The organism is Pseudomonas sp. DSV-1, from assembly GCF_035830915.1.
GTDB lineage: Bacteria > Pseudomonadota > Gammaproteobacteria > Pseudomonadales > Pseudomonadaceae > Aquipseudomonas.
Genome location: NZ_JAYMYG010000001.1, coordinates 4,059,026 through 4,075,200 on the forward strand (window position 1 = coordinate 4,059,026; position 16,175 = coordinate 4,075,200).

Here is a 16,175-nt window from a genome sequence, read left to right on the forward strand (position 1 = left end):
ATCGCAATGACCCCGGAACCCAACACCGAGTTGACCAAGGTCGACTTTTATATCCTGCCTAGCGCCGAACCTTCCGCGCGGCTGGATTTCGCCTGCAAACTCACCGAAAAGGCCTGGCGTCTGGGCCACAGGGTGTATTTACACTGCACCGACAGCGCTCAACGTCAGGATCTGGATGAACGCCTGTGGCGCTTCAAGGGCGAAAGCTTCGTGCCCCACAGCAACACCGAAGACGAACCCGACGGCGTCGTTGTCATGGGCTGCACAGAAGCACCGCCAAGCCATCAGGACTTACTGATCAACCTGGACCTCAAAGTCCCCGAATTCTTCAAACGCTTCGCCCGCGTGGCTGAAGTGGTGGTCGAAGACCCCGCCGTCCGACTGGCCGCACGGGAGAGTTTCCGCTTCTACCGTGAACAGGGCTATCCTCTGCAAGACCACAAGCTACAACGACTCTGAGCACACGATGGACACCTCCAATTCGCCGCAAAAAGCTGCACACCTGCTCGATGATCTTGAGTCCATTCGCAAGCTGCTCGGCGATGAGGGCCTGCAACCGCCGCTGCTGACCGAGATGGTGGGCGGTGAAGACGCGCAGATTCCATTGTTGTCTGAAGTCATCAGCGAAGAACCCGAGCCCGAGCAAATACCGCTGGTCGGCATTACCCCGGCACCCGTGGCAGAAAAAGCCCCGGACGCACTGCTGGTGCATCTGGACAAAGAGCTGCGCACGGCAGCCCAGGCCATCATGCAGGACGTGATCAACGACTTCGCCCCGCACATCGAAACCGAGATCAAACGCCGCCTCGATGCGCATATGGAGCGCTTGCTCGCACAACATCAAAGCTGACCCTGTGGGCGCGGGCTTGCTCGCGATTGCAGCGCCTTGATGAACCAGATGCACCCCGTCGCCCGTATCGCGAGCCAGCCCGCTCCCACAACAGCAATAGGTTCCCCGCGCAGTCCCACCCCGCTATACTTGTCGGCTTTCCTGAATTAATGCCAATAGGGTCCCGCCGCGCATGGATAAGACCTACCAGCCGCACGCCATTGAAACTTCCTGGTACAAAACCTGGGAAGAAGAGAATTATTTTGCCCCGCAAGGCGCGGGCGACCCGTACACCATCATGATCCCGCCGCCGAACGTCACCGGCAGCTTGCACATGGGTCACGGTTTCAACAACGCGATCATGGACGCCCTGATCCGTTTCCGCCGCATGCAGGGTCGCAACACCCTGTGGCAGCCGGGCACCGACCATGCGGGTATCGCCACCCAGATGCTGGTTGAGCGTCAGATCGAAGCACAAGGTCTGAACCGCCACGACCTGGGTCGTGAAAAATTCCTCGATAAAATCTGGGAATGGAAAGACCAGTCCGGCGGCAATATCAGCCGTCAGATCCGTCGCCTTGGCTCGTCCGTAGACTGGAGCCGCGAACGCTTCACCATGGATGACGGCCTGTCCGAAGCCGTGAAAGAAGCCTTCGTACGCCTGCACGAAGACGGCCTGATCTATCGCGGCAAGCGCCTGGTCAACTGGGACACCAAGCTGCACACCGCCATTTCCGACCTTGAAGTGGAAAACCACGACGAGAAAGGCTTCCTGTGGAACCTGCGCTACCCGCTGGCTGACGGCGCAACGACCGCAGAAGGCCTGGACTACCTGGTGGTTGCTACCACCCGTCCGGAAACCATGCTGGGCGACGCCGCTGTTGCCGTTAACCCGGAAGACGAACGCTACAAGGCCCTGATCGGCAAGTTCGTCGAGCTGCCACTGGTTGGCCGCCGTATCCCGATCATCGCGGACGACTACTGCGACCCTGAATTCGGCACCGGTTGCGTGAAGATCACCCCGGCCCACGATTTCAACGACTACGAAGTCGGCAAGCGCCACAACCTGCCGCTGCTGAACATCTTCGACAAAAACGCCAAAGTGCTGGCTGCTGCCCAGGTGTTCAACCTCGACGGCAAGCTCAACGAAACCGTCGACGGCACCCTGCCGGCCAAATACGCCGGCCTGGACCGCTTCGAAGCGCGCAAGCAAATCGTTGCTGACTTTGACGAAGCAGGCCTGCTGGTCAGCGTTGACGATCACGCCCTGAAAGTACCGAAAGGCGACCGCTCCGGCACCATCATCGAGCCGTGGCTGACGGACCAGTGGTACGTGTCGACCAAGCCTCTGGCAGAACCAGCCATTGCAGCCGTGGAAGACGGGCGCATCGCGTTTGTGCCTAAACAGTACGAAAACATGTACTTTTCGTGGATGCGCGACATCCAGGACTGGTGCATCAGCCGCCAGCTGTGGTGGGGCCATCGCATCCCGGCCTGGTACGACGAGTCGGGCAAGGTCTATGTAGGCCGCGACGAAGCTGAAGTCCGCGCCAAAAACAACCTGGGCCCGGACGTTGCGCTGCAACAGGACAACGACGTACTCGACACCTGGTTCAGTTCGGGCCTGTGGACGTTCTCCACCCTGGGCTGGCCGGAAAAAACCGACGCGCTGAAAACCTTCCACTCCACTGACGTGCTGGTGACGGGCTTCGACATCATTTTCTTCTGGGTTGCCCGGATGATCATGCTCACCATGCATCTGGTGAAAAACGAAGACGGCACCCCGCAAGTTCCGTTCAAGACCGTGTATGTACACGGCCTGGTACGTGACGGTCAGGGCCAGAAGATGTCCAAGTCCAAGGGCAACGTCCTGGACCCGCTGGACATCATCGACGGCATTGAACTCGAAGACCTGGTGGCCAAACGCACCACCGGCCTGATGCAGCCAAAACTGCTGAAGAAAATCGAGAAACAGACCCGCGACGAATTCGCAGACGGCATCGCCAGCTATGGCACCGACGCCTTGCGCTTCACCTTCTGCTCGCTGGCATCTACCGGTCGCGACATCAAGTTCGACATGGGCCGCGTTGAAGGCTATCGCAACTTCTGCAACAAGATCTGGAACGCCGCACGTTACGTGCTGGACAAGGGCGAGGACTGCGGCCAGAACGGCGAAGCCTACGAGCTGTCACTGGCCGACCGCTGGATCATCTCGCAACTGCAGCGCACCGAAGCCGAAGTGACCCGTCACCTCGACCAGTTCCGTTTCGACCTGGCCGCACAAGCGCTGTACGAGTTCATCTGGAACCAGTACTGCGACTGGTACCTGGAACTGTCCAAGCCTGTGCTGTGGGACGAAAACGCTCCGGTAGAACGTCAGCGCGGTACCCGTCGCACGCTGGTTCGTGTACTGGAAGTTGCCTTGCGTCTGGCGCATCCGTTCATGCCGTTCATCACCGAAGAGATCTGGCAGCGCATCGCGCCGCTGGCCGGCGTTGAAGGCAAGACCATCATGCTGCAACCGTGGCCAGTGGCCAACGAAGCACGCATCGACCAGGCGGCCGAAGACGATATCGAATGGCTCAAGGGCTTGATGCTCGGCACGCGTAACATCCGTGGCGAAATGAACATCGGCCCGGGCAAGCCATTGCAGCTCTACCTGAAAAACGTCAGCAGCGAAGACCAGCGCCGTCTGACCGAGAACGATGCCTTGCTCAAAAAGCTGGCTAAACTCGAATCGATCACCGTGCTGCAAGACGGCGCCGAAGCACCTTTGTCCGCTACCGCTCTGGTAGGCGAGATGGAAGTGCTGGTGCCGATGGCCGGCCTGATCGACAAAGATGCAGAGTTGGCGCGCCTGGACAAGGAAATCCAGCGCTTGCACGGCGAAGTTGCGCGAGTGGGCGGCAAATTGTCGAATGCCGCGTTCGTTGACAAGGCCCCGGCCGAAGTCATCGAAAAAGAACGTGCCAAATTGGCCGAAGCCGAACAGGCCTTGAGCAAATTGGCAGACCAGCACGCGCGGATTTCCAGCCTGTAATAACGCTGCGCACCTGATCGCGGGCAAGGCCGCTCCCGCAGGGTTCAACTCTGCAGGAACGGGCTTGCCCGCGATTGCTTTTGTGGAATGAATTGAACATGACTACCCCACGCACTTCCAAAGCAACACGCCACAAGCCCAAGGCTGCCAGCGATGCCAAACCGGTCGAGCCGCGCGTCAAGCCCAGCCTGCACCCGCGCAACCGCCACCAGGGCCGCTACGACTTCCCACAGCTGATTTCGGTGTGCCCGGAACTGGCCGAATTCGTGATCATCAACCCGTACGGCAAGGAAAGCATCGACTTCGCCAACCCGAGTGCCGTGCGCGTATTCAACCGTGCCCTGCTCAAGGCGTTCTACGGCATTGCTCACTGGGATATCCCGGCCGACTACCTGTGCCCGCCCGTACCGGGTCGCGCTGACTACGTGCACTTCCTGGCCGACCTGCTGGCCACCATGAACGACGGCGAGATCCCTCGCGGGCAAAACGTTCGCGTGCTGGATATCGGCATGGGTGCCAACTGCGTCTACCCGCTGATCGGCCACAGCGACTATCGCTGGCAGTTCCTGGGTACGGAAGTCGACCCGACTGCCGTTAAAGCGGCCAAGGCGATTGTGCAGTCCAACGGTCTGAACAAAGCCATCAGCCTGCGCCTTCAGCCTAATCCGCAGAAAATCCTGCTGGACGTGCTGGAAAGCAGCGAACGTTTCGACCTGACCATGTGCAACCCGCCGTTCCACGCCTCGCTGGACGAAGCCACACGCGGCAGTGAGCGTAAATGGCGCGCACTGGGCAAGGCAGATCCAAAGCGCAAGCTGCCGGTTCTGAACTTTGGTGGCCAGGCGGCCGAATTGTGGTGCGAAGGCGGCGAACAGCGCTTTGTCACGCAACTGATCCGCGAAAGCGTCCACGTTGCGCGTCAAATCCTGTGGTTCAGCGTGCTGGTGTCCAAGGCTTCCAACTTGCCAGCCATCCAGACCGCGCTGAAAAAAGCCGGTGCACGGGAAAGCCAGGTGGTGGAAATGTCCCAGGGCAACAAGCAAAGCCGCTTTGTGGCCTGGACCTTCCATGACAAGGACCAGCAGCAGATGTGGCGCGAGAAGAACTGGAAGTAAGCCCCGCGCAATCCTGTAGTCGCTGCCGAAGGCTGCGATAAGAGCTGAGGGGCCCTGAGAAAGCGGGGCCGCTTCGCAGCCCATCGCAGCCTCGTGCCTCGACAGCGACTACACAAATTGCGGGCATAAAAAAGCCGCGCTTCGGAGTGATCCGAAGCGCGGCTTTTTTAATGCTTACTTGTTAACAGCGTCAGTCAGGCCTTTGGCCACAACGAGCTTGATAACTTTTTTGGCAGCGATTTCGATGGCAGCGCCAGTCGAAGGGTTACGGCCAGTACGGGCAGGACGCTCGGTCACTTTCAGTTTGCCAATACCTGGCAGAGTGATTTCGCCGCCATTTTCCAATTGATCAGCAACGATCTGAGCCAGTTGGTCCAGAGCGTTACGCGCGGTAGTTTTCGGCGCGTCGATGGCTTCAGCGATATCAGCGATCAGTTGGTCTTTAGTAATAGCCATTGAGATGTTCCTTCCCTATCAAATTCATTTGGTTTGCAGAGTGCAATGTCAGCCATCGAGCCAGATCTCAAGGGTCTGGCACACCCGCCAGCTTTCACGACGAATCGCGGATGTAGATAGCTAAAACGGGGTTTGGTTCGACCTGACACATGCTGAATGCACGCTTTACGCCGTTTCCGAGCGCAAGACCGGGCAAAACTAGCACAGAGACGGTTAAATATCCGCCTCTACCTGGGCTTTTGGTCAGCTTTATCGCCTTAAAACCGTAAAAAAGCCGTCCCGGGTGGTCTCAAGCCCCCCAAACACCGACCCAGCGCTCAGGTGCGGTACACTTGGCGCCTTTGCGGGGTGCGCCCCCTGTCCTCTCATTACTCGCCGAGAAGCCCATGCCGATCCGTCATTGCATCGTCCATTTGATTGACAAAAAACCCGACGGTACGCCCGCTGTTCTCCATGCCCGCGACTCTGAACTGGCCGCGTCTCAAGCCATCGAGAACATGCTCGCGGACCTCAACGAAAGCTACAACGCCAAGCAAGGCAAAGCATGGGGCCTCTTCCATGCTGAATCCGGCGCGCATCCGTTCAGCGGCTGGCTCAAGGAGTACCTGGACGGCGGCAAAGACTTCACCGCATTCAGCCGCGTGGCCGTCGAGCATCTGCAGAAGCTGATGGAAGAGTCCAACCTTTCCGTCGGTGGTCACGTACTGTTTGCCCATTACCAGCAAGGCATGACCGACTACCTGGCGATCGCCCTGCTGCATCACAGCGATGGCGTGGCGGTGACCTCGGATCTGGACGTGACCCCATCGCGTCACCTGGACCTTGGCCAACTGCACCTGGCGGCACGGATCAACATTTCCGAGTGGCAAAACAACAAGCAGTCCAAGCAGTACATTTCGTTTATCAAAGGCAAAAACGGCAAGAAAGTTTCGGAGTACTTCCGCGACTTTATCGGCTGCCAGGAAGGCGTCGACGGACCAGGCGAAACCCGGACCCTGCTCAAGGCCTTCAGCGACTTCGTTGAAAGCGAAGACCTGCCCGAAGAGTCCGCCCGCGAAAAAACCAAGACCCTGGTCGACTACGCCAGCAGCCAGGCCAAAATCGGCGAACCGATGGGTCTGGCCGAATTGTCCGAGCTGATCGACGAAGAGCGTCCGAAAGCCTTCTACGACCATATCCGCAACAAGGACTACGGCCTTTCTCCCGAGATCCCGGCAGACAAACGCACCCTGAACCAGTTCCGCCGCTTCACCGGGCGCGCTGAGGGCCTGTCTATCAGCTTTGAAGCCCACCTGCTGGGCTCCAAGGTAGAGTTCGACGAAGAAGCCGGCACGCTGGTGATCAAGGGCTTGCCGACCCAACTGCTAGACCAGCTCAAGCGCAGCAAATAATGCTCAACGGTATTTTGAAGAAAGTCCTGTTTGTTCTGGTGGTGGTGGTCATCTTCCAGAACTGGGGCAAGATCGAGCGTGTACTCAATCCCTCGGGTGTCGTCTCCGAGCAAACCCGGGCCAGCGCCCGTGTGGTGCTGTACTCCACGCAATGGTGTGGCTACTGCAAGGCGACGCGCCGGTTTCTGGATGAGAAAGGCATCCCGTTCAAGGAGTTTGATATCGAGAAAGACGCGGTCGCCCGCCAGGCTTACGAAGCGTTGGGCGGACGCGGAATTCCGATACTGGACGTGAACGGCACGCTGATAAGGGACTTCAAGCCGGATGCGATACTGGCGGCATTGAAATAACCCCTTGCGCCTGACTTTGCACCAGGCATTCCTTGGCGCTCTTCCTGAGTTTTTTGATCAGTCGTTCCTGGCGCAAGGCTTCGCCCCTGTCAGGCCAGGATTCGACATACACCAAGGCCACTGCCGGGCTTGAAGCAAAAAAGCGTGCGCCCTTACCGCTTTGATGTTTGGCAAAACGGCGCACCGGGTCATCGCTGATCCCGCAGTACAGAGCGCCATTGGCGGCCCGCACCAGATAAACGAACCACGGTTTTTCGCTCACTTTCAACGGCTGCCCTGAAAGGCCTTGAGTCCTTTTTGCGCCTGAGCCCTGATGGCGTTCTTCACCAGCGGCGTCCACCCCAGCAACAAGCCCTTGGTGCCCAATGCCTGACGCGACCAGCGCCACAGGTCAAAGTGATCGTGGTGCTCGCAAATCTTGCCGTCGCGAAACACAAACTGCGCCTGAATATCATTGACCACCGTGGCCCCGGTCTGGCCAAACACGTAGGTTGCCACCCAGTGTGCGCTGCCGCGCTGCCCCTGAGCCTGGACCTGATCGAAAGTCAGGCTGAAATCCTTGGCCCGCGAGGTCAGCATGCGCCACATGTCTGCGGCATCCTGGCCACGCAATTCACCAAAAACCGGATCGCTGAACAAGACGTCATCGGTGTAGCAGGCCGCCATCGCTTGTGCATCGAGCTGCTGGAAGGCCTGGTAGAAACGAGTGATCAATGCTTGATGGTCTTGGCTCATGGCAGGGTCCGTGCGGGTCAGTAATCTGTGCACGATAATCTGCCATGAACAGAAACACTATGGCCCTCAGATTTTCTCGCTCTGCACATTCACATACAGGGAACGTCCCGCGCCGAGCCCGGCGACGATAGCCCCCAGGCCCACCACGGCAAAAATCCAGCCCACAGCACTCCAGCCGCCCGTGACTTCATGCACGATCCCGACCGCCAGCGGCCCCATGGAGGCCACGGTGTAACCAATACCCTGGGCCATGCCAGACAGGTTGGCCGCAACATGAGCGTCCCGCGAACGCAATACGATAAGCGTCAGCGCCAGGCTGAACGTACCGCCCTGCCCCAGGCCCAGCACAATCGCCCAGCCCCACAAGCCCTCGATGGAGGCATACAGGCAGCCGAACAGCCCGGCCAGGGTCATGCTCATGACCAGCACAATGGCCAGCCGCTGATCTTTGCCCCGCGTGGCCAGCCAGGGCGCTGTCAGTGCAGTCAGCAATTGCACGATGACCGAGCCCGACATCACCAGCCCGGCCTGGGTCGGGGTCAAACCGCGCCCGATCAGAATGGAGGGCAACCAGCCAAAAACGATATAGGACAACGAGGACTGCAAGCCCATGTAAAGCGTCACTTGCCAGGCCAGCGGATCACGCAGCAGGCCACTCACCCGATAAGCAACATTGTGTGAGCCCTGACGCTTGCCCACTTGGGGCAGCCAGAAAATGGCCGCAACCAGAGCCGGCAAGGCCCAGAAGCCGAGTCCCAGTGCCCAGCTCTGACCCAACGACTCGCTCAGTGGTACCGTCGCGCCCGCCGCCAGTGCCGCGCCCAGGCACAAGGCCATGGTGTAGACACCGGTCATGGTCCCGGCATGCCCTGCGAAATCACGCTTGATAATGCCCGGCAACAGCACGCCGATGATGCCAATGCTGGCGCCCGCCAGAATGCTCCCGGCAAACAGCCCTGCCTCTCCCAGGCAACTGCGCAGAACGATGCCGCCGCCCAGTGCCACCAGAATCCCCAGTACCACCCACTCAGTACCAAAACGCCGGGCCAGAATCGGTGCCAAAGGCGCGAACAGTCCCAGGCAAAGCACCGGCAAAGTGGTCAATAAACCGGCCTGCGCTGCCGACAGCCCCAGGCTGTCCGACACTTCTCCCAGCAGCGGCGCCATGCTCGACAATGCCGGACGCAGGTTCAGCGCCACCAGTACCAGGCCCAATAGCAGCAACCACGGCCTCAGCACGACCGGGGGCGTTTGCTGCACCTGTTCGTCGTCTATCTCAGCATCGATCAGCAACGCTTCCAGCTCATCCAGATGACGAGCGGGCTCGGCGCTGGCATTGGCGACTGACAAAGGTTGAGTCATGGCGTGCTCCGGCTCAGGGTTCATTGATCAACGTCCGGCATAACGCCATGGCCCGTTGCGGGTTTTGTTGTTCTACGGCTTCGAGTAGCTCGACGTGCAGGTCGAACACCAATTGACGCCTGGGATGAACATCCATCGTCTTGCGCAAATGGTTGGTCACAACGCTGGAGGTGTAGCGATACAGCTCGCTCAAGGCCGGGTTGTGTGCGGCATCTATCAGCCGCTGGTGAAACACCAGGTCGCAACAAATATAGGTATCGAGCTCACCGTGATAGTGCTCGCCACTTGCATCGAGCGCCTGATGCAGCAGCCGCAAGTCCTCGTCCGTACGACGCAAGGCCGCCAGGCCAACGGCTTCAACCTCAAGGATGTGCCGCATCTCCCGACCCTGCTCCATTGAGCAGGATGACAAGGCACGCAACGTGTCCATCGGGTCGACTCGCCCTCGCAGATAACTGCCATCGCCCTGACGGATTTCGATCAGCCCGGCGAATGCCAGCACGCGCATGGCTTCACGCACGGTGTTACGGCTGATGTTCAGTTGCGCCGCAAGCTCCGGCTCGGTCGGCAAACGCTGCCCCACCGCCCAGGTGCCGTTGTTTATTCGCGCACGCAGTTGCTCAAGCGCCTGGTCAACCAGGGAACGTTTTATCAGTGGAGAAGCATCTGTCATCGAATTTACCTTTTCATCCAATCATAGGATGAATTTTCCTACATGTTAGCCAGACGTCTTCACATCGGCAATCAACTACAGATTAAGTGCCCCAAAAAAATGCTGATTGAGCATTGAATTAACAACCCTTAAAGGGTATTTTAAAAAAATCGAGGCTGCCTCTTATGGAAAAGAAAACACCTCACTACAACCTCCAGTGCATTCAAGCCGACGTACAACGGCTTGGCGCTGTAGCGTTTACCAAAAGCGCCCTGGATGGCGGACGAACCATGGGCCTGACCCTGGCGCAAATGCAGCGGGTCATTGCTTCTTTAGAACGCCGGGCGCTGTACAAATCGATGTCGACCCACTCAGACCACAAGGTCTGGCAAGACGTCTATCACGCACAGGCCTACGGTTTGGCTATTTATATCAAGGTGACTTCTCGCCCGAGTGGAGGGCCGCCAGTCATCGCTTTCAAGGAAAAAGACCTATGAGCAAACATGACTGTTACGCCTGCGGGGCCCCCAACGCGATGCACGCCTTCAAAGGGCGTAGCTTCAATGTGAATTTCAAGCAAATGAACCGGATGGTGCACAGCCTGAGCGGCCATGAATGCACGGAGTGCGCAGAGGTCGAGTTCGATGCTCCCAGTGCAGAGCGTTATGCCCGGGCAGGAGATGAACTGATTGAAGATGCCAAGCAGGTGATAGCTGATGAGATGAAGCGCATTCGGCGCAAACTACATTTCACTCAAAAAAGTGCTGTGCAACTGCTGTCGGGGGGTGGCCACAATGCGTTCAGCCGTTATGAACGTGCCGAGGTCGAACCACCGAAACCCTTGTTTGTGCTGATGCGCTTGCTGGATCGCCATCCCGAACTGGTTCGGGAATTACAGGCCATCAATGAGTGCACCGATATCAATGCGCTGCTGGTGCAAAAACAACAGCAGCGACACGAATAGCCTGTAGCCGCAGCCTTGGGCTGCGGCTACAGCGGTTGAATCAATGCAAAATCTGATTCAGGAACAATTTGGTCCGGTCATTCTGCGGGTTGTCGAAGAAGTCATTCGGGGCAGCCTCTTCCACGATTTCGCCCTTGTCCATAAAGATCACCCGGTTGGCCACTGTGCGGGCAAAGCCCATTTCGTGGGTCACGCAGAGCATGGTCATGCCGTCTTCGGCCAAGCCGATCATGGTGTCCAACACCTCTTTCACCATCTCCGGATCGAGCGCTGAAGTCGGCTCATCGAACAGCATGATTTTTGGTTTCATGCACAACGCCCGGGCAATCGCCACACGCTGTTGCTGGCCGCCCGACAACTGCCCCGGAAACTTGTGCGCCTGCTCCGGAATTCGAACCCGCTCCAGATAATGCATGGCGATTTCTTCAGCCTGGCGCCGGGGCATCTTGCGCACCCACATCGGCGCCAGCGTGCAGTTCTGCAAAATGGTCAGGTGCGGAAACAGGTTGAAGTGCTGAAACACCATGCCCACTTCGCGCCGTACCGTCTCGATCTGCTTGATGTCGTTGGTCAACTCTACCCCGTCAACCACGATACGCCCCTGCTGGTGCTCTTCGAGGCGATTGAGGCAGCGAATGGTCGTCGACTTGCCGGAGCCCGAAGGCCCGCACAACACAATGCGCTCGCCTGGCTGGACGTTCAGGTTGATGTCCTTGAGCACATGGAACTGGCCGTACCACTTGTTGACGCCCTGCATCTGAATAATGCCTTCGGCGCTTGCAGGCTTTTTGATTGCTTCACTCATGTCGCACTCCTAACGCTTGTGGCCAGTGTCCAGCTTGTGCTCCAGATGCATGGAGTAGCGGGACATACCAAAACAGAAAATCCAGAACACCAACGCTGCAAACACATAGCCTTCAGTAGCCATGCCCAGCCATTTCGGGTCGGCGGCGGCTTGCTTGACGCTGTTGAGCAGATCGAACAGACCGATGATGATCACCAGGCTGGTGTCCTTGAACAGGGCAATAAAGGTGTTGACGATGCCGGGGATCACCAGCTTGAGGGCTTGCGGCAAAATCACCAGGCCCATGCTGCGCCAGTAACCCAGGCCCATCGCCGCAGCCGCTTCGTATTGCCCTTTGGGAATGGCTTGCAGGCCTCCGCGTACCACTTCAGCCACATACGCCGACTGAAACAGGATCACGCCGATCAAGGCACGCAGCAGCTTGTCGAAGTTCATGCCCTCAGGCAGAAACAACGGCAACATCACCGAGGACATGAACAGCACGGTAATCAGAGGAACGCCGCGCCAGAACTCGATGAAGGTCACGCACACCACACGAATGGCGGGCATGTCCGAACGTCGGCCCAACGCCAGCAAAATCCCCAATGGCAAGGCACCGGCAATGCCCACGGTGGCAATGACCAGCGTCAGCATCAGGCCGCCCCACTGGCTCGTGGCCACGTTGCTCAGGCCCCAGTAGCCGCCATGCAACAAGGTGAATGCCAGAATCGGGTAGACCACCAAAAAGCCCAGTCCCCAGATGGCCTTGTGCTTGAAGCGCGAGATAAACAACGGCGCGGCGCCCACCACGGCAAGCCACACGGTCAGGTCTACACGCCAGCGCAGTCCGGTCGGATAGTAGCCATACATGAACTGGCCAAAACGCTGCTGGATAAACACCCAGCAGGCGCCTTCCTTGGTGCAGTCCGCCTGGGTGCTGCCGACCCAGTTGGCGTCAAGGATCGTCCAGCTCAGCAGCGGCGGCACGATCAGCCAGATCAGGTAAAAGGCAAACAGGGTGAGCAAGGTGTTGAGCCAATTGGAAAACAGATTGGCCCGCGCCCAGGCAACGATACCGATGCGGTTGCCCGGCGGCGGCATGTCGGGTTTAAAAACATGAGTTGTCATAGTCCCGTCCTCATCGCTCGATCAGCGCAATACGCGTGTTGTACCAATTCATCAGCAGCGAAATGCTGATACTGATGGCCAGGTACACGCTCATGGTGATGGCAATGACTTCAATCGCTTGCCCGGTCTGGTTAAGCACCGTGCCTGCAAACAGTGAAACCATTTCCGGATAACCGATGCCCGCCGCCAGCGACGAGTTTTTCACCAGGTTCAGGTATTGGCTGGTCAGTGGCGGAATAATCACCCGCAGTGCTTGCGGAATAATCACCTTGCGCAGTGTTGGCCCCGGACGCAGACCCAGCGAGCGGGCAGCCTCGGTCTGGCCATGGCTGACCGACTTGATCCCCGAACGTACGATTTCAGCAATGAAAGCCGCGGTGTACACCGTCAATGCAATGGTCAGCGCCAGCAGCTCCGGAATCAGCACCCAGCCGCCAACAAAGTTGAAACCCTTGAGCTCTGGCATTTCCCAGTGCACCGGAGTGCCGAACAACACAATGCTCAAGCCCGGAATCACCAGCATCAGAGCCAGCCCGACCCAGAACTTGTGAAACGGTACGCCGGTCTCTTCGAAGCGCTTGTTGGCCCGGCGAACCATCAGCACCACGGCTGCAATCGCCAGCACCACACTGCCCACAAAGGGCCAGAAGGCCTCGGTACCAACAGCTGCAGGCATGTTCAGGCCGCGGCTGCTCATATAAAAGGTGTCGGCAAAGTTGTGGCTGTTGCGTGGCCCCGGCATGGTCAGAAAGACCGCGAAGTACCAGAAGAGGATTTGCAGCAGAGGCGGGATATTGCGGAAGATCTCGACATACACCGTGGCCAGCTTGCTGATCATCCAGTTCGACGACAGGCGCGCGACACCGATGATAAAGCCCAGAACCGTCGCCAGGACAATACCGATGACCGACACCAGCAATGTGTTCAGCAAACCGATCAGAAAAACCCGGGCATAACTGTCGGACTCGGTGTAATCGATCAAATGCTGCGCAATGCCAAAACCGGCACTGCGTTCCAGAAAGTCAAAACCCGAAGTAATGCCGCGATGCTGCAGGTTGGTCTGGGTGTTGTTGAACAGATACCAGCCCATGAACACCACCAGCGCAACGGTGATGAGCTGAAATAACCACGCACGCACACGTGGATCGCCGAGGCTGAGCCTTGGCTTGGGTGCGCCGACTTTAATTTGCATGAAGTGCCCCTAAAAATGGATCAGACAACATCACCCGGCAGTTGGCCTGCCGGGTGAAAGGGCTATCAGCGCACAGGTGGTGCGTATTGAATGCCGCCGTTATTCCACAGAGCGTTCAGCCCGCGGTCGATGGCCAAAGGGGTATTTTTGCCGAGGTTTTTCTCGAAGACTTCGCCGTAGTTACCGACCTGGCTGACAATCTGTACTACCCAGTCTTTTGGCAGTTTCAGGTCTTTGCCATATTCGCCGTCAGCACCCAGCAAACGGGCCACATCAGGGTTTTTGGTCGACTTGGCTTCAGCCAGGACGTTTTTGGAGGTGATGCCCGCCTCTTCAGCATTGAGCATGGCGAACAGAGTCCACTTCACAATGCTGAACCAGTCTTCGTCGCCCTTGCGCACGACAGGGCCCAGCGGCTCCTTGGAGATGGTTTCAGGCAATACGACGTAGTCGCTCGGGTTCGCCAGTTTGCTGCGCTGTGCGTACAACTGCGACTTGTCGGAGGTCAACACGTCGCAACGGCCGCTTTCCAGCGACTTGGCGCTTTCATCGGAGGTATCGAAAGTGATTGGGGTGTATTTGAGGTTGTTACCGCGGAAGTAATCCGACACGTTCAACTCGGTGGTGGTACCGGCCTGGATACAGATGGTTGCACCGTCCAGCTCCTTGGCACTTTTAACCCCCAGCTTTTTGTTGACCAAAAAACCGATGCCGTCGTAATAAGTCACGCCTGCGAACACCATGCCCATACCCGCATCACGGGAGCTGGTCCAGGTGGTGTTGCGCGACAGCACGTCCACTTCGCCCGATTGCAGCGCGGTGAAACGCTCCTTGGCGTTCAACTGGCTGAACTTGACCTTGGTTGCATCGCCAAATACAGCGGCGGCCACTGCTCGGCAAATGTCTGCATCAATACCCTGAATCTTGCCAGTGGCATCCGGCACCGAGAAACCCGGCAATCCGTCACTGACACCACATTGCACAAACCCTTTCTTTTTAACGCTGTCCAGGGTTGCGCCTGCGTGGGCAAAACCACTGGCACTGAGTAACACGATGGCTGCGGTGGCCAGAGCCAGGGTGGATTTCAACTGCTTCATTCAAACCTCCAGTGATGCTTTTGTTGTGTTTGAACAAGACCCGCCGCCCCCTTGTGAGGCACTGTTGACCCGTGTTGGCTTTTTATTGGGTCAAGCGGCATAAGTCTTGAGCGATGGGTGCATCGCACGAACCGTCAAACTGAAGCGCTCACTTGAGCTGTTGAATTCCTTGTCTAACTTCAACCTCGGGATTTTTGCTGTCCCCCCACCGGCAGTAGCCTGTTAGTGTTACCGCCGAAGGTGAGCGCATTCACGTCCCTGTCCACAAAGCAAAGCGCGTACCACTCCTGCTGCTTAAGTAAGTTCAGTAGGTAATGCAGGAAAAAACGTTCAAGCAAGCGACATTTTCTGTAACTTTTAACCGATCAAGCACATTTGTAGCGCACCCGGTTTGCGCACATGCACAACGATGGAGCAGTCATGACCCAACCTCTTGTCATCCAACCCCAAAAGACCGCAGACGCCTGTGTTATCTGGCTCCACGGTCTGGGTGCCGACCGCTATGACTTCATGCCGGTGGCCGAAATACTGCAACAGTCGTTGCTGACCACACGCTTCGTATTGCCACAGGCACCGACCCGCGCGGTGACCATTAATGGCGGTTATGCCATGCCGAGCTGGTACGACATCAAGGCCATGAGCCCTGCCCGTTCCATCAGCGAAGAAGAGCTGGAAGAGTCGGCCGACATGGTCATTCAACTGATCGAGGCCCAGCGCCAGAGCGGTATCGACTCCAACCGGATTTTTCTGGCCGGTTTCTCCCAAGGCGGCGCCGTGGTCTTGCACACCGCCTACCTGAAATGGCAGGGACCATTGGGTGGCGTACTTGCCCTCTCCACTTATGCCCCGACCTTCAGCGAAACCCTGCCATTGTCAGCCAGCCAGCAACGCATCCCGGCGCTCTGCTTGCATGGGCAGTACGACGAAGTAGTCCAAAACGCTATGGGCCGTACGGCTTATGAGCGCTTAAAAGCCGCAGGTGTGGCGGTTACATGGCAGGAATACCCAATGGGCCATGAAGTGTTACCCGAAGAAATTCGCGACATCGGTACCTGGCTGGCGAAACGCCTGGGCTAAAAC

Annotated in this window: 18 protein-coding genes; 9 read left to right on the forward strand and 9 right to left on the reverse strand. The window is 58.0% G+C overall.

Going from position 1 to position 16,175, the window contains the following annotated elements:
- Window positions 1-30 precede the first annotated feature (30 nt).
- The 4 genes from VSQ83_RS18980 to rlmF all read left to right on the forward strand — a co-directional run bounded on the left by VSQ83_RS18980 (window position 31) and on the right by rlmF (window position 4,984).
- The gene (locus VSQ83_RS18980; protein WP_219261725.1) at window positions 31-459 is read left to right on the forward strand and encodes a DNA polymerase III subunit chi; all 429 of its coding nucleotides are present in this window, start codon (window positions 31-33) and stop codon (window positions 457-459) included.
- Between the two features lie 7 nt (window positions 460-466).
- On the forward strand, window positions 467-850 hold the full coding sequence (locus VSQ83_RS18985; protein WP_133076281.1) for a DNA polymerase III subunit chi: 384 nt from the start codon (window positions 467-469) through the stop codon (window positions 848-850).
- A gap of 172 nt (window positions 851-1,022) precedes the next feature.
- Window positions 1,023-3,869 carry a valine--tRNA ligase gene (locus tag VSQ83_RS18990; protein WP_133076282.1) on the forward strand — a complete coding sequence of 949 codons (2,847 nt, stop codon included), beginning with the start codon at window positions 1,023-1,025 and terminating at the stop codon, window positions 3,867-3,869.
- A 98-nt stretch (window positions 3,870-3,967) separates the two neighbouring features.
- Entirely contained in the window at window positions 3,968-4,984 is a 1,017-nt protein-coding gene (gene rlmF, locus VSQ83_RS18995) for a 23S rRNA (adenine(1618)-N(6))-methyltransferase RlmF (protein WP_133076283.1), read from the forward strand.
- Between the two features lie 174 nt (window positions 4,985-5,158).
- Here the strand turns inward: rlmF and VSQ83_RS19000 are convergent, their stop codons facing one another.
- The gene (locus VSQ83_RS19000) at window positions 5,159-5,440 is read right to left on the reverse strand and encodes an HU family DNA-binding protein (RefSeq protein WP_003440137.1); all 282 of its coding nucleotides are present in this window, start codon (window positions 5,438-5,440) and stop codon (window positions 5,159-5,161) included.
- A gap of 386 nt (window positions 5,441-5,826) precedes the next feature.
- Here VSQ83_RS19000 and yejK point away from each other — a divergent pair, with 386 nt between their 5' ends.
- Both yejK and VSQ83_RS19010 read left to right on the forward strand, forming a co-directional pair.
- A complete protein-coding gene (yejK, locus tag VSQ83_RS19005) occupies window positions 5,827-6,831 on the forward strand; it encodes a nucleoid-associated protein YejK (protein ID WP_133076284.1) in 1,005 nt (334 codons plus the stop codon).
- Complete coding sequence (locus VSQ83_RS19010; RefSeq protein ID WP_133076285.1) at window positions 6,831-7,181, forward strand: glutaredoxin family protein; 351 nt, start codon at window positions 6,831-6,833, stop codon at window positions 7,179-7,181. The genes yejK and VSQ83_RS19010 overlap by 1 nt, the downstream gene beginning before the upstream one ends.
- On the opposite strand, the gene VSQ83_RS19015 is transcribed toward VSQ83_RS19010, so the two are convergent.
- The 4 genes from VSQ83_RS19015 to VSQ83_RS19030 form a co-directional block, all read right to left on the reverse strand.
- Window positions 7,147-7,449: a GIY-YIG nuclease family protein gene (locus VSQ83_RS19015; RefSeq protein WP_133076286.1), complete on the reverse strand. Its 303-nt coding sequence runs from the start codon at window positions 7,447-7,449 to the stop codon at window positions 7,147-7,149. The genes VSQ83_RS19010 and VSQ83_RS19015 overlap by 35 nt on opposite strands.
- The gene (locus VSQ83_RS19020; protein ID WP_133076287.1) at window positions 7,446-7,916 is read right to left on the reverse strand and encodes a nuclear transport factor 2 family protein; all 471 of its coding nucleotides are present in this window, start codon (window positions 7,914-7,916) and stop codon (window positions 7,446-7,448) included. Before VSQ83_RS19020 ends, VSQ83_RS19015 begins: the two co-directional genes overlap by 4 nt.
- Window positions 7,917-7,982: 66 nt before the next feature.
- Window positions 7,983-9,302, reverse strand: coding sequence for an MFS transporter (locus tag VSQ83_RS19025; protein WP_133076288.1), 1,320 nt, complete (start codon window positions 9,300-9,302; stop codon window positions 7,983-7,985).
- Window positions 9,292-9,951: a FadR/GntR family transcriptional regulator gene (locus VSQ83_RS19030; protein ID WP_133076289.1), complete on the reverse strand. Its 660-nt coding sequence runs from the start codon at window positions 9,949-9,951 to the stop codon at window positions 9,292-9,294. Before VSQ83_RS19030 ends, VSQ83_RS19025 begins: the two co-directional genes overlap by 11 nt.
- 164 nt (window positions 9,952-10,115) lie before the next feature.
- On the opposite strand from VSQ83_RS19030, the gene VSQ83_RS19035 reads away from it, so the two are divergent.
- On the forward strand, window positions 10,116-10,427 hold the full coding sequence (locus tag VSQ83_RS19035; RefSeq protein WP_133076290.1) for a type II toxin-antitoxin system MqsR family toxin: 312 nt from the start codon (window positions 10,116-10,118) through the stop codon (window positions 10,425-10,427).
- Window positions 10,424-10,894 carry a type II toxin-antitoxin system MqsA family antitoxin gene (locus VSQ83_RS19040; protein ID WP_133076291.1) on the forward strand — a complete coding sequence of 157 codons (471 nt, stop codon included), beginning with the start codon at window positions 10,424-10,426 and terminating at the stop codon, window positions 10,892-10,894. The genes VSQ83_RS19035 and VSQ83_RS19040 overlap by 4 nt, the downstream gene beginning before the upstream one ends.
- A 40-nt stretch (window positions 10,895-10,934) precedes the next feature.
- On the opposite strand, the gene VSQ83_RS19045 is transcribed toward VSQ83_RS19040, so the two are convergent.
- From VSQ83_RS19045 to VSQ83_RS19060, 4 genes are all read right to left on the reverse strand, one after another.
- Window positions 10,935-11,699 (reverse strand): amino acid ABC transporter ATP-binding protein, encoded by a 765-nt coding sequence (locus tag VSQ83_RS19045; RefSeq protein WP_133076292.1) that lies wholly within the window; start codon window positions 11,697-11,699, stop codon window positions 10,935-10,937.
- Between the two features lie 9 nt (window positions 11,700-11,708).
- Window positions 11,709-12,806 carry an amino acid ABC transporter permease gene (locus VSQ83_RS19050; protein WP_133076293.1) on the reverse strand — a complete coding sequence of 366 codons (1,098 nt, stop codon included), beginning with the start codon at window positions 12,804-12,806 and terminating at the stop codon, window positions 11,709-11,711.
- 10 nt (window positions 12,807-12,816) lie between these two features.
- Window positions 12,817-13,998: an amino acid ABC transporter permease gene (locus VSQ83_RS19055; protein ID WP_133076294.1), complete on the reverse strand. Its 1,182-nt coding sequence runs from the start codon at window positions 13,996-13,998 to the stop codon at window positions 12,817-12,819.
- A gap of 65 nt (window positions 13,999-14,063) precedes the next feature.
- A complete protein-coding gene (locus VSQ83_RS19060) occupies window positions 14,064-15,095 on the reverse strand; it encodes an amino acid ABC transporter substrate-binding protein (RefSeq protein ID WP_133076295.1) in 1,032 nt (343 codons plus the stop codon).
- A 420-nt stretch (window positions 15,096-15,515) separates the two neighbouring features.
- Between VSQ83_RS19060 and VSQ83_RS19065 the strand changes: the two genes are divergently transcribed.
- Entirely contained in the window at window positions 15,516-16,172 is a 657-nt protein-coding gene (locus tag VSQ83_RS19065) for an alpha/beta hydrolase (protein ID WP_133076296.1), read from the forward strand.
- Window positions 16,173-16,175: the final 3 nt, after the last annotated feature.